Below are 13,283 nucleotides of genomic sequence, written 5' to 3' on the forward strand. Positions count from 1 at the left end.
AAGACTGCAGGCAAAGTATAAAAGAAAATTCGCCCCAAGGTGGTTATAACCGGTTTATCTATAACTATATCCTTTCGAAGCCGAAAAAATAGAATAGGCTGCGAAAGAAGGATAGATATATCTAGGTTTACTGTATATCCCCAACAGTGGGAAAGTTATTATTAAATATACGAAGGAAATTTTACTGGGGTTGTACGTACTGGAAGAGTATAATGAAAATTTGTTGCCAGGCACAATCGGAATAAATGCTTGATTGGCCTAGTTAAAAATAAAAATCAAATATTAATTTTTTAGCAAAATATCCGTTATGCAGTGCAATCACTGCCTTTTGGGCATGAATGTATCTGGGCACGGATATTTTTTGTTTCTTATAATTATACGAAAAACCTGTCAAATCCCGAAATACTCAGTTTTATAAAATTTTCGAATATGGATAATGCCTCTTTTGGGATATGAAAAATGGGAAAATTTTGTTGTTGCTATAGGAAGTGCTATTGAATTTTGTAAATCTCAGAATATCAATGTAGATGATCATTTTCGTGAAGTCACGAAAATGATAAATATAGCAAAAGGAGCAAAGAGGGAAGTAAAGGATTTTACGCTTACTTGATTTGTTAAGCAAAGGAGGGATTCAACCTAAAAAACTACCTCCAGTTGAAGATATAAAAAAGGTAGAGCGAAGAGTCTCTAGCAATGAAAAGAAACTACAATAAAGGCTCCGATATGGAAGTGGCAGAAAGAGAGAGAGGCCCTTATTCGGAAGATGTTGGAATATTTTGCAAAATTCCAATGCATCATCACAGATCGGTATCATAGCACTATTTTCTCTCAAATTGTAAATACCCCAGTAGCTAACTCCCGATCAGATTAAAGTGCGACGGGAGCGACGGTCCAAAACAACAGACAACAAAGAAACCTATGACAAGCGGCACTTGCTGCCCTGTTATATCAAAATATAGGTTAAACTTGGAAAATCATTTTTTTTGCGTAATCCACATAACCGGCAGAAAAACAGCCGGGAGATGTGGTGTGGCGGAAAATAAGACGTTTACGATTTGGAGAACTATAAGAATGGCTGTTTGATGGAATACTTTCTACACGAATTATTTAATTCATAGATAGGGGAGTAATAGAAAATCTTAATGAAGTCTTATCCAACCAGATTTATGTTATATATGATTGAAATTATATTAAAAAAGATTTTTACTAGAATAGAGAATAGGATTGATAGATCACATCTTAATGTGGCCAAGACTATTTATGTTAATTTTCGAACTTTGCCCTTTCGAACAGCAATTAAATTTCCAATTTTCATATATGGTAGACTCCAATTTATAGGGGGGAATATAATCATTAATGGAAGACTAGAGAGGGGTATGATAAAAATAGGAAGACAAAAAGATTTTTATACAACACCGGGGCGTTATTCTACGCTAATACTGAGGACTGGTTGCTCTATTGAGTTTAATGGCTTATGTAGTATTGCAAGAAATTGTGTATTAAGAATAACAGAACAAGGAAAACTAAAATTCGGATCTTTAGTCTGGATTGGAGAATCGGTAAATATCGATTGTACAAATCAAATATCTATAGAAGAAGGTAGTTCAATTACTTACAACACTATTATCAGTGATTCTAATCATCATTACGTAATAGATATGACTAATCAAACTGTCAAGCCTATGTCCAAGAAAATCTCTATTGGAAAATATAATTGGATTGGCAATAACTCTTATATTAATAAGGGAACAGTAACACCTGACAATTCTTTAGTTGCTCATGGCTCTTATCTTGATAAGGATTATTTGAATTTAAATGGAAAAAATGAATCTGTGGTTCTTGCAGGTACACCTGCTAAAATCATAGGACATAATCGGAAAAGAATATTTTCAGGGAAAATACAGGCTGGAATAGATAAATATTTTAAAACTAATCCTCATTCTACATGCTATTTGTTACCAGAAGGTATAAAGGACGAATCAGAAATAATTTATTTCAAGTAAAAGTCTCATATTCCTGAAAATCAAATATTAAAGACATAGAGACTTTAACAAAGGACTTAAGAAATTAGAGTATTATAAATTGGTGAAAAGGATAACCTTGTAAAAATGGAAACAAAAAAGGAGTCTCCAAAAAAACGGTTGGCAAAGAATACAATCTTGTTATATGCCCGAACGATTATTACGATGATTTTGGGGTTATATACCTCACGCGTCGTTCTCCAAGTTTTAGGAGTAGATGATTTCGGTACATACAATGTAGTTGGAGGATTTGTAGCCATGTTTACGATGATAAGCGGTTCACTTACTTTCTCCACACAGAGATTTTTAAATTTTGAACTTGGGAAGAATGATGGTAATCCGAGAGTTGTCTTCTCTGCTGCGATGAATATCCACGTTATGCTTATTATAATTTTACTAATAGTGAGTGAAACGGTTGGTTTGTGGTTTATCAACAAGCATATGAATTTTATAGATAGTAAAATGTTGGCTGTGAATATTGTTTTTCAGTTATCTGTATTTACTTTCGCACTAAATATATGGAGTATTCCTTACTCTGCAACTATAATAGCGCATGAGAGAATGGATATTTTCGCTTATACATCAATTTTTGAGGCTGCCGCCAAACTAATTTTAATCTATATATTAAAATTTATGGATGTAGATAGGTTAATAGGTTGGGCAGTTGCGCTCGTTCTCGTAGCTCTAATACTTAGAATTTTCTATTCTATATTTTGTTCATTCAAATATCAAGAATGTCATTATAAGTATGTTAAAGATAAAACACTCTACAAGCAGATGCTATCATTTGCAGGCTGGAATTTCTTTGCTACTATTGCTGATACATTAAATGGTCAAGGCGTTAATGTTATCAGTAATATGTTCTTTGGTGTAAGGGTCAATGCTGCAAGAGGTGTCACTAACCAAGTTGAAAATGCTACAAGGACATTTGTCAACAATTTTACAACAGCATTAAATCCGCAAATAATTAAGGCGTATGCGTCAAACGATAGAAATTATCTCAACTCTCTTATTATTTATGGATCAAAAATAGCCTTCTTCCTCTTATTAATTGTTGCAGTGCCTCTTTATGTAGAAATAGATAAAATTTTAAAATTATGGTTAGTGAACCCACCGGAGAATACTGCTACTTTTATAAGAATTGATATATTTTATTTGTTATTACTAAGTTTAATGAATGCACCTATAACGGCCATGTTTGCTACTGGAAAACTAAGAAAATCGCAAGCAGTTACTGGGTGTTTGTTGTGGATGAACTTTATCATTACATATATTGCATTCTATTGGGGCTTCCCAGCTTATTCTGCATATGTCATTATTACTCTATCAACTTTAATTATACTGATTTATAGAGTTTATATACTAAAAGAATTACTAAATTTCAAGATTAAAAGCTATTTCGTAGGTGTTCTTATACCATCATTAATAGTCTTTGGTTTATCTTTATCTCTTCCGTTGTCAATTACATATTTTTATAGGGATGAAACCTTAACACGGCTTATATTAAATGTAATAATTTCATTTATATGGTGTACATTTTTAATATTATTCATAGGTCTTCGCAAAGATGAAAGAAGAAAAGTCTATGATTTAATTCATGCAATGATTTCTAAAATTTGAGAATAATATTGTACTATCAGTTGGTTAGTTTCTTATGGATATGAAGAAAAGATTATATTGGATTGATAATTTAAAATTTTTAGCAATTTTCTTAGTCGTTGTTGGTCATCTGCCAATGCATCAAGAAGAAAGAAACTTTATTTACCAGTTTCATATGCCATTATTCTTTATTATTAGTGGATACCTATATAAATTAAGGCCCTTGAAGGAAGAAGCTGAACTAGTTTACAAGAGACTGTTAATTCCATATATAGGCTTTTCACTTATAGGTGTATTTTGGTGCGCAATTACCAAACATTATAATGTCATTAAATTAATTTTAGGACTATTAGTTGGTGAAAATTACGACACATCATATTGGTATATCCCTTGTCAGCCTCTGTGGTTCTTGATAGCTTTGATTTGGATAAGATTGGCATCAAGTTTGAATTCTATGATTGTTTGGCTATTTGATTTTATCTTGATAATATGCTATTCTATGTTATTATCTCATGGTGGGAATAACATGTTGTTTTCCATTGACTCTGCAATTTTGGCAATGCCCTTCTTTGGATTTGGTTATTTCATACAGAAGCAAAACTATTTATTAAAGCTCGCAATTCTGCCAACAAGTATAGTCTTTCTATCGGCCTGTGCTATAACAATTTTGTTAACGAAGACTGGTAATCATATCGACATATCTAACGGCAATTATGGTAATAATATATTTGTCTTTTATATATATAATTTTATGTTTGGTTACAGTATTATGGCAATATTTAGCTTGTTCTTTAACAAGAGCATTCCTGTTCTTAGAAAATACAATTCGGGGATGATAGCAATAGTAGGATTACATCAAATATTGGAGTTTTTTATTCTTTATCACCAGCCTTTTATTAAATACAACGGGGGGGCTATATCAAACCTTGAAGCTTTTACCATTTCATTAGTTACATTGGCTATTCTCTATCCGATAATAATAATAATAAAGCGCTATTCGCCTATACTATTAGGTAACCGTTAAATAGCGTATTTATATAAAATCTAAACGTATTCTATGAATTTAGAATCTGATAATAATTCTTCTAAGCGTAACACCACCATTGAGGCACTTCGTGTTATTATGATGTTTTTCATCATAATGCTTCATATGACAGGCCAATACTATAATATAGATACTTGTAGGCTAACAGGACATAACATAGAGTATTCTGGAGTACTTTCTTTAAGAATGTTGCTTATGCTTGGAGTAAATACGTTTGCTTTTATCTCTGGCTTTTTCGGCATTAGCCCCGTCTCTGTTCGGGGGGGCATTATAAAGCTGTGAAATATGAGCTTCTTGCATGGTCATGGGGAATCATATTTATCGTTATAGACATTGCTTTTAGTGGCATACATCTACGGCACATCTTTGATTTATTATTACCCACTGCCTCAGGAACCTGCTGGTATTTTAGTGCGTATATGTACATGTTAATGCTTTCACCCATATTGAATATAGGAATTGAGAATATCGATAAAAGACAATATCAAGTCTTATTGATATTTGTATTATTAATAGAATTTGCTGGTGGAACGTTGTATCATTATAATGGGACCTCGCTGACGCAATTACTTTTCATTTATATGATAGGTCAATATCTTCATAAGTATCCTATACAAAAGATAGAGAAAGCTCCATTACAAATTTTACTGATTGCATCAGGAATTAATGTTTCGATGGTATTTGTATGTAGTTATTTTCAAATAGGTGGAGATCACATAACAAGAATGCTGGAAAGCAATAAGAATCCGCTTGTGCTATTATCATCGATTTCACTCTTTATGGCAGCAAAGAATAAAATACAATCGAAACTATTAGGAACGTTAGGAAGACTTGCTCCGTATATGTTTTCGGTATATATAAGTCATGTTATTTTATTGTATCTTAATATAATAAACTTCAGGAGCCTGGTATTGATTTCGCCTATAGTGAGCGTATTTGCAATTTCAATATCGATCTTGTTGTTAGCTATTTTAGCTGATAAGCTAAGAGTTTTGCTTTTTGGAAAAGTGTTAGACAAATTAGAATCACAAATAGAAAAAATCATCAAGAGAATATGAACATTCTATACATCATGCGGTATTGGCCAGTGTATGGTGGCGGCGAAACTATCACGGTTACGCTGTCGAATGAGTTTGTAAAACGCGGTCATAACGTATTTATAGCATATACTTACTATAATACAATAGACCCTATGCCTTACTCTTTAGCTGATAAGATAAAGAGCAAGAAGCTGTATACCATTGAAGGGTACAAAAAAAATGACATTGACCAATTGCGAAAGTATATTATTGATAATGATATAGACATCATGATCAATCAATGGGGTAATACTACTCTTTGTGACCTTGCACGTAAGGGAACGAAGTGTAAACTCATTACTTGTTGGCATCTTAGTGTTCTACTTCCTTTAGGTGATGAGATGAACTGGAAAAGAAGACTAACACAGCCAATTCTTGGAAAGAAATTCTTTGAGCGCAGATGGCATAACAACCAAATGGCAAATCATTTGAACAACTATAGACGTAGCGACAAATATGTTTTCCTTGCAAAATCCTTTATGGATGAGTATCAAGCTATCTCTGGAATTGAAGACAAGGCCAACAAGTTTTATGCCATCAATAATCCTCTCACATATCATTATGAATATGACATGGAGAACTTTGAACAGAAGAAAAAAGAAGTATTATATGTAGGTAGAATTTTCGAATATCAAAAAAGAGTTTCATATGTTCTCAAGATTTGGAAAATTATAGAGAGCAATTGTGAATTCAGTGATTGGAATCTGAAAATTGTTGGTGATGGGCCTGATATGGAAGTTTCTAAAAGATTGGCATGTCAATTAGGTCTTAGACAGGTAACTTTTGAGGGATTTAAAGATCCGAAGCCATATTATCTTGACGCTTCAATCTTCTTTATGACTTCTGCCATGGAGGGATTTGGCATGACGTTGGTAGAGGCTCAACAATATGGGGTTGTTCCTGTAGTTATGGACACATATAGTAGTTTGCATGAAATCATTGAATCTGGGAAGAACGGTATTATCATACCTGACAATGACCTCGATGGATATGCAAAAGCGGTTGAGAAACTTATGTTGGAACCAGAATATCGTAAGCAGCTTGCAGAGAATGCTCTTAAGACATGCAAGAAATTTACCGTGGAACATATTGCGGAAGAGTGGGAAAATCTTTTCAATCAGATGAAGAAGTAATTATGAGTAAATCGAAAAACGCCTACGTTATAGACCCATATTCAAAAGGAAGCTATCATGAGGTGATCAATCAGTCTTATCTTATGATGATAGCCTCATTGTATGAAAAGGTCATATATATTGCAGATAAGTCGTCATGCGATAACCTTAAGAAACTCTTGACTGAATGTCATTTCGATTATAGCAATGTTGTATTTGTAGAAAAGCATTTCACAAGGATTCACACAGGTTGGGATGGCCTTGACTACTTGTTATTTATGATAGTGACGGGTTGGCTAGATTATCTGTATTATATGCGAGTCAAGGATAATAGTGATGTTTTCTACAATAATAATATCTATGAAGGGATTAGCCTTATAAAATTATTTTCCTTCGGCAAAAGCAACAGGATATTCGATATGTGTCATAGTGATATGGAACATATCATGAAGGAAAAGGATGATACATTAGCAATGAAATGTTTTGGATGGTATCTGCGTCATGTTTTTAAGCATACAAAAATCAGCCGTAAAATTCATTTTATATTGCTTTCTTCAGATATGGTCAAAATCTTTTCGAAACACATTCTCTCTGTAAATCAAGAATTGATTTTCTCAATAGACCATGCATACATACGACCGAGTAACGTTATAGTAAAAGAGAAATCTAACGATGGCAAGATTAGAATAGGTATTCCCGGTGCCATTACCCCAACAAGAGGGTTGGGTACATTAAAGTATATCTTAGAGCATCTTACTAATGAAAATGTGATTATATATTCCTTAAGCTTCGTAAACGGAAACATCAAGTCAAAACATTTCGTCGAATTAAATAAGACAGGAGGTCTGTTACCTTTTGAGGAATATAATGCCAATGTTCAAAAAATGGACTTGCTCTTACTTCTTTACGATAAAGACTCCTACGAGCTGACAGCAAGTGGTGCGGTACTTGAAGCAATTTGGGACAGTAAGCCTATTATAGCTTTAGAGAATTATTACTTTAGATACCTATTTAATAAATTCGGTGATTTAGGAATACTCTGTGATTCTCTTGAGGATCTTACGAAGTATATCAATAGCATCCAAGCATCAAATGTAATCGACACATATAATCAGACATTACAAAAAGCTAAAGATCAGCTTATGCCAAGAAACGTTGTAAAACAATTTGAGCAAATAGTAAGATAAGTTTAATGGCTGACAAGGATAAAATAGACAGCGTACTAAAAAGGATCCAGAAGATAGTCAATGCCGCAGGTAGTCCGCCTGTTATTGTTTTGGGAAGCGGAGCGTCCATCTCCTATGGCATAGCGTCAATGTGGGATATTCAAGAGTGACTTAAAACTTCTGGTGCAGCCGCAGCAGACCATCCTTTGTCACTTGGAAAATATACAATGGACGAGAGTTCTGAGGCTTTTCTTGATGGGGACAAGCTTTTTCAACGACATGCAGCCATTGTTGGATCTATGGGAAGCGGAAAGTCTTATTGTGTGGCAAGAATAGTTGAACAAATGGCAGACCTTCCAAATGCTAATGCAATACTCTTCGATTTACATGGTGAATATTACACAGACACTTTTAATAAGGAAGGCATAGAACATTACCGAATTGCGACACCATCTGACCTCACAACGGGAGCTAAATTACCGAAAGGCATTCTTATGTTACCTTATTGGCTTTTGACATATGAGGAGATGCAGGCCTTATTGCTTGACAGGAGTGATCAGAATGCACCAAATCAAGCAATGTTATTATCACGTGAAGTCCTTGTAGAGAAGAACAATGCAGTAAAAGAAACTGAATACGAAAATATAATAACTTTAGATAGTCCTTTGCCATATGATCTTAATAAGGTTTTGATAGAACTTCAGCGTATTGATTCACAGAGAGTCGCTGCCGCAAGATGTGGTGATAAGGCCGGACCATATAATGGGAAACTGACACGATTCAATCAGCGCTTACAAAATAAACTTGACGACAAGCGTATGGGATTTATGTTCAGTCTGACACGCGAGGAACTTAGCAATCAATGGTTGAACGAATTTGCCAAATGTCTAATGGGAGCAGATTCTACAACCAAGAACAGAATTAAAGTTATTGACTTTTCCGAAGTCCCATCAGATGTCCTTCCATTGGTAATAGGGCTAATAGCAAGACTTGTCTTCACTATTCAGCAATGGTGCGATGAAAAAGAACGTCATCCTATAGCTTTACTTTGTGATGAAGCTCACCTCTATGTCCAGCAAAATGATGCAGGAGATTCTGTCGCAGAGATAGGACTAAAGAGTTTTGAACGTATAGCCAAGGAGGGACGCAAATATGGTGTAGGGCTTGTTATCATAAGTCAGCGTCCTTCAGAGGTCAATCGTACAGAGCTTAGTCAGTGCAACAATTTTGTGAGTTTAAGGTTGACTAATGTTGAAGATTAGAACGTGATAAGACGTATGCTGCCGGATAATCTTAGTAATATTGCTGATAATCTGTCCCTATTGGACGTAGGAGAGGCAATTGTTGTTGGCGATGCGATTCTCCTTCCTTCCAGAATAAAGATAGATGAGCCCAGTATATACCCATCGAGTACAACATTACCTTTCTGGGAAATTTGGAGCAATAAGAGCACCAAACAAAATTTAAATATTGCCATTGATAACATGATTAAACAGTGCAAAATATGATATTTCAGTTAATAGCATTCATAATAATTCTATATAGTTTTAAGAATTTTAAAAAGGCTTTTTTGTTGTTCTTGCTGTATGATTTGTTTCTGAATACCAACATTAACTTCCTGTCCATACCAGGTGTTCCTATCCTTACTGTCGAGGATGTCCTTATCATGGTATTTGCAGCAGAGTTCTTTATAAAGTATGGTACGAACAAGGGGGGACCTTACGCCCTGACAGGAAATAATTTTCCATTTAAGACACCATTCATAATATTGACTATTTCGTGGACGATTTCTACAGTCTTTGCATTAGTTGGATTTGCTGGAGCTGTATCTGCATATGTAAAGCAAATCTTAGAATATGTCATAATGACGTACCTAATGTGGAGAATCATCAATGATAAAAAAGATTTGATCTTCCTGTTGCGCGGGTTTACAATCCTGTTTTTATTTTGTGGAGTGTATGAGTTATATGAAATTGCCACTCAATCCAACCCCCTAGCAGACTACGAGACAAGTTTAGTCCAAGATGAGACGAGAGCGATTGACTTTGGTAACTATGAAGAAGATGAGGGAAGAGGATTCAGAGCAAAATCTGTCTTTGATCACCCTATCGGATCCGGCATCAATTTTGGACTTTATATTATAATCTCCTTGTTCTTTTTGATGAAAGCTAAGATAAATATTAAGATAAACAAGTTGCTTGTAATGGCAACATGTCTTTTGTCACTGGCGTGCATCATCATGACAAAGTCCCGTGGACCGTATCTCTTCCTCATGATAGGAGTCTTTTCTTTTATCAATTTGAAAAGTGGTAAGTTCTATCGGTATGTTTTTTTAATGGTATTGGCATTGATTGCCATATTACCCTATTTTAGCGACCAGTTGGACATCTTTAAGAGTTTGTTTTCTGCCGACGCGCAAGAGAAAGTGGGTGGTAGCGACGCTAACATGCGCTTTGAACAGTTGGTGGTGGCCATGAGCATTATGTCCATGTCGCCATTTTATGGATTAGGTTTTAAGTTCCTTAATGAGATGTCAACGGCTATTACGATGGGATTACTTGGCGGTGAAAGCATATGGTTCCAGGTGCTGCCACAATTCGGTATTCTAGGTATATTGGCATACCTTTTTATGATCTATTGGACTGTTGTCAAACTGCCGAAAAGATACAAGAGTGCTTCTATCTTTTTCATAGGTATGGCATATTGGCTTGTAGCTTCCATGACCAGTGTTCCTGGAATGCAAATCTATCTATATTATCTCGCACTCATCCTTGTTATGAAGTATCAGATGGGATGTTTTAATGAATCAGGTCGCGCTAAGTCTGTAGAAATAAAGTAATGAGGAACTTCCTTGTTTTTGTGTTCTGTGCTTTTATCCTTTCGTCACAAGCAAAGTCTATGATTAGCGTTGATGATCTCTATCCAAAGAATGGAGATTTGGGTACTGCCATCTCAACAGCAATAGACAATGCGAGTAAAAAGGATGACGAGGTTGAAGTTGTATTTTCAAAAGGTAAAACATATACGTTCTATCGTTCCATAGTCGTGAGGAACCATACTACGATTAACGGTAATGGATGCACCATCAGGTTCAATACTCAACCACAAACACACGCTATGTATATATACAACTCCTTCATCACTAACAGGAAATGCGTGTCGACAGATGGAACTATCAATCACTTCACGCGTACGTTGTATGCGACAAAGGATATAACAGTCAAAAATATCAACTTTGAATGCGAAGGGGACAACGAGTTCTGGTTTAATGTAAACAGTGAGCGGGGAATTATTGGCTTATATGGTGTTGATGGTTTAAAGATTGAGAATTGTTCGTTCAATCAGCTTCAACGCAACACTCCGTTATGGATTGGGAATATAAAGAATGCAGAAATCAGTAAGTGCAAGTTTATCGAGAACTTCTCAAATAAAGGGCAAGAATCGTCATGTGGCGCAATTTGGACAAACATAGGATCTTATCTTGATACCGTCAGTATTCACGACAATGAGTTTACCAATTATAGGGATGAGTCAATTTCTATCTTTAGCGACGGCAACGAATCAAACAGATATGTTGACAAGGTAGATATATACAAGAATGTATTCAACTCAAGATATTATGCGATAACGGTCTATTCAGGTGGTGTATCAGGTTCCGTAAGCATTCATGACAACACTTTCAATGATTTCGACTGTAAAACGAATCCTTTGGCCATAGAAGGAGAAGGTGGCATCCGTAAGTTGGAAGTAAGGAGCAATAGATTCTTAAGAGCAAACGAGAGTTCTGTTATGGATTTCGTAGCCAAGCCAACGATAGACTCACTATTGTTCGATAGTAACGAAGTTAAAAATGGTAATATTGCTTATAGCTATCTTCCAACTATTACTAAGTATTGTTCAATTCAAAGCAACTATTTGGCTAATGCTTCAACTATATTAAGTATATCCTGTAAGATGCCAATATATGTTGAGAAGAATATCTTTGCTGTCATCAGTGCGAAGAACAAATGTCTATTCAATATTAACAATGGACAGGAGCAGGACTATATACGCAACAATACATTTGATATTCGGAAATCAGATGGTGTGATGTTACTATCACAATATGGATATAGCGAATGTCAAAACAGACTAACATTTACGAGTAACATCGTAAAATTCAGACAAACCTCTACTCCGTTCTTTCACAATGATGAAAAAGGAAAGAAGATTACTGTTAATATCAGCAACAACAAGATTACAGGTATAAAGGGGAAACTATTAACAAGCAGAATAATATCAAAGCAATGAACCCATACCTTTACGATTATCTAGCCAGTATGAAGAAGATACTTCTTTTAGTGCCTCACTACAATATAGGGCTTATCATCAAAATGGTGGTAGTATGGATAATGTCTATTCGTCCGAACTTCAAGGAAGCAGCCCGAATTTACGGAGAGAGAAAGAATGAAATCATTCTCCAATGGTTGGAGAAACGATATGGGTATCTAGTACCAGAAGCCATTACCCCCTACATTCAGATGAGCCTGAACGTATCTTCGTCTTTTGGTGGCAGGGTACAGATGGCTTACCCGACATAGTGAGGTTATGTATCAACAGCATTAAGCAAAATTCCAATGGTCGAGAAGTTGTGATGATAACGAAAGACAACATTAGACAGTGGGCTGACGTTCCTCATTATATATTTGACCAGGTGTCTTCCGGAGCTATTACCATAACACACCTCAGTGATATTCTTAGGGTATGCTTGCTTTATCAACATGGAGGGTACTGGATTGATGCTACAGTGTTTATGAATGCGCCATTAAATGATATAGACTTCAACCCCTATTTCGGTAGCATCAAAATTCATGATAGACACACGGGGACCATATCTGCATACCGATTCAAAGTTAATGAAGAAGAACTTCACATTAGGTGCAGGCGAATCTAAGTATTTCTATCTTTCACCTATTTATAGTCATCATGTGGATTCTTATACTATAGGTAAAGAATATTATCATTCAAGTCATGTTAATAAATGGCTTGATGGTTTTAGACATAAACTCATAGTAATTGATGCCCATTATAATGACAAAGAATATGTCCACTACGAAACGACTTTAGACGATTACTTATTATCAAGTCTTGTCGTAAAAGATGATATTACTCAACATCTAATGGCATTAGTAAAAGGTATAGTTAGGAATAATGATCAGTATTATCCTATTCAGAAGAGTTTGGACACAATAGCTAGATATATAGAAAAAAAGTAATAAAGA

14 protein-coding genes and 1 pseudogene are annotated in these 13,283 nt (G+C 35.1%); all 15 read left to right on the forward strand.

The features are described 5' to 3' along the window. Window positions 1-433 precede the first annotated feature (433 nt). A pseudogene (locus L6469_RS11030) lies at window positions 434-607 on the forward strand (DNA damage-inducible protein D); the annotation flags it as partial. A 114-nt stretch (window positions 608-721) separates the two neighbouring features. Next, entirely contained in the window at window positions 722-871 is a 150-nt protein-coding gene (locus tag L6469_RS11035) for a polysaccharide pyruvyl transferase family protein (RefSeq protein WP_223918763.1), read from the forward strand. Between the two features lie 304 nt (window positions 872-1,175). Next, window positions 1,176-2,003, forward strand: a complete 828-nt coding sequence (locus L6469_RS11040) for a hypothetical protein (RefSeq protein ID WP_050787906.1) — start codon at window positions 1,176-1,178, stop codon at window positions 2,001-2,003. Between the two features lie 105 nt (window positions 2,004-2,108). Next, window positions 2,109-3,641 (forward strand): oligosaccharide flippase family protein, encoded by a 1,533-nt coding sequence (locus tag L6469_RS11045; protein ID WP_006281731.1) that lies wholly within the window; start codon window positions 2,109-2,111, stop codon window positions 3,639-3,641. A gap of 40 nt (window positions 3,642-3,681) precedes the next feature. Further along, the gene (locus tag L6469_RS11050) at window positions 3,682-4,644 is read left to right on the forward strand and encodes an acyltransferase family protein (RefSeq protein WP_162091546.1); all 963 of its coding nucleotides are present in this window, start codon (window positions 3,682-3,684) and stop codon (window positions 4,642-4,644) included. Window positions 4,645-4,677: 33 nt separating this feature from the next. Further along, window positions 4,678-4,947, forward strand: a complete 270-nt coding sequence (locus L6469_RS11055) for a hypothetical protein (RefSeq protein WP_074803207.1) — start codon at window positions 4,678-4,680, stop codon at window positions 4,945-4,947. After that, entirely contained in the window at window positions 4,944-5,723 is a 780-nt protein-coding gene (locus L6469_RS11060) for an acyltransferase family protein (protein ID WP_074803210.1), read from the forward strand. The genes L6469_RS11055 and L6469_RS11060 overlap by 4 nt, the downstream gene beginning before the upstream one ends. Next, complete coding sequence (locus L6469_RS11065; RefSeq protein WP_039870830.1) at window positions 5,720-6,877, forward strand: glycosyltransferase; 1,158 nt, start codon at window positions 5,720-5,722, stop codon at window positions 6,875-6,877. The genes L6469_RS11060 and L6469_RS11065 overlap by 4 nt, the downstream gene beginning before the upstream one ends. A 2-nt stretch (window positions 6,878-6,879) precedes the next feature. Further along, a complete protein-coding gene (locus tag L6469_RS11070; protein ID WP_074803213.1) occupies window positions 6,880-8,043 on the forward strand; it encodes a hypothetical protein in 1,164 nt (387 codons plus the stop codon). A 185-nt stretch (window positions 8,044-8,228) separates the two neighbouring features. Then, window positions 8,229-9,284: an ATP-binding protein gene (locus tag L6469_RS11075; protein ID WP_006282023.1), complete on the forward strand. Its 1,056-nt coding sequence runs from the start codon at window positions 8,229-8,231 to the stop codon at window positions 9,282-9,284. Window positions 9,285-9,595: 311 nt separating this feature from the next. After that, entirely contained in the window at window positions 9,596-10,861 is a 1,266-nt protein-coding gene (locus tag L6469_RS11080; RefSeq protein ID WP_162091551.1) for an O-antigen ligase family protein, read from the forward strand. Window positions 10,862-10,920: 59 nt separating this feature from the next. Further along, a complete protein-coding gene (locus tag L6469_RS11085) occupies window positions 10,921-12,312 on the forward strand; it encodes a hypothetical protein (protein WP_074803219.1) in 1,392 nt (463 codons plus the stop codon). Beyond that, a complete protein-coding gene (locus tag L6469_RS11090) occupies window positions 12,309-12,602 on the forward strand; it encodes a hypothetical protein (RefSeq protein ID WP_039870163.1) in 294 nt (97 codons plus the stop codon). Before L6469_RS11085 ends, L6469_RS11090 begins: the two co-directional genes overlap by 4 nt. Beyond that, window positions 12,485-12,955 (forward strand): capsular polysaccharide synthesis protein, encoded by a 471-nt coding sequence (locus tag L6469_RS14825; protein ID WP_074803221.1) that lies wholly within the window; start codon window positions 12,485-12,487, stop codon window positions 12,953-12,955. The genes L6469_RS11090 and L6469_RS14825 overlap by 118 nt, the downstream gene beginning before the upstream one ends. Next, entirely contained in the window at window positions 12,873-13,277 is a 405-nt protein-coding gene (locus tag L6469_RS11095; protein ID WP_155815424.1) for a hypothetical protein, read from the forward strand. The genes L6469_RS14825 and L6469_RS11095 overlap by 83 nt, the downstream gene beginning before the upstream one ends. The last annotated feature ends 6 nt before the right edge of the window (window positions 13,278-13,283 follow it).

It is taken from the genome of Segatella baroniae B14, assembly GCF_022024235.1.
GTDB classification, from domain to species: domain Bacteria; phylum Bacteroidota; class Bacteroidia; order Bacteroidales; family Bacteroidaceae; genus Prevotella; species Prevotella bryantii.

What these genes read in the sequence shown, in the direction of transcription:
- L6469_RS11070 (WP_074803213.1), top strand. Translation starts at nt 6,880, where the DNA reads ATGAGTAAATCGAAAAACGCCTACGTTATAGACCCATATTCAAAAGGA.
- L6469_RS14825 (WP_074803221.1), top strand. Translation starts at nt 12,485, where the DNA reads ATGGTTGGAGAAACGATATGGGTATCTAGTACCAGAAGCCATTACCCC.
- L6469_RS11050 (WP_162091546.1), top strand. Translation starts at nt 3,682, where the DNA reads ATGAAGAAAAGATTATATTGGATTGATAATTTAAAATTTTTAGCAATT.
- L6469_RS11085 (WP_074803219.1), top strand. Translation starts at nt 10,921, where the DNA reads ATGATTAGCGTTGATGATCTCTATCCAAAGAATGGAGATTTGGGTACT.
- L6469_RS11040 (WP_050787906.1), top strand. Translation starts at nt 1,176, where the DNA reads ATGATTGAAATTATATTAAAAAAGATTTTTACTAGAATAGAGAATAGG.
- L6469_RS11045 (WP_006281731.1), top strand. Translation starts at nt 2,109, where the DNA reads ATGGAAACAAAAAAGGAGTCTCCAAAAAAACGGTTGGCAAAGAATACA.
- L6469_RS11065 (WP_039870830.1), top strand. Translation starts at nt 5,720, where the DNA reads ATGAACATTCTATACATCATGCGGTATTGGCCAGTGTATGGTGGCGGC.
- L6469_RS11090 (WP_039870163.1), top strand. Translation starts at nt 12,309, where the DNA reads ATGAACCCATACCTTTACGATTATCTAGCCAGTATGAAGAAGATACTT.
- L6469_RS11055 (WP_074803207.1), top strand. Translation starts at nt 4,678, where the DNA reads ATGAATTTAGAATCTGATAATAATTCTTCTAAGCGTAACACCACCATT.
- L6469_RS11095 (WP_155815424.1), top strand. Translation starts at nt 12,873, where the DNA reads ATGATAGACACACGGGGACCATATCTGCATACCGATTCAAAGTTAATG.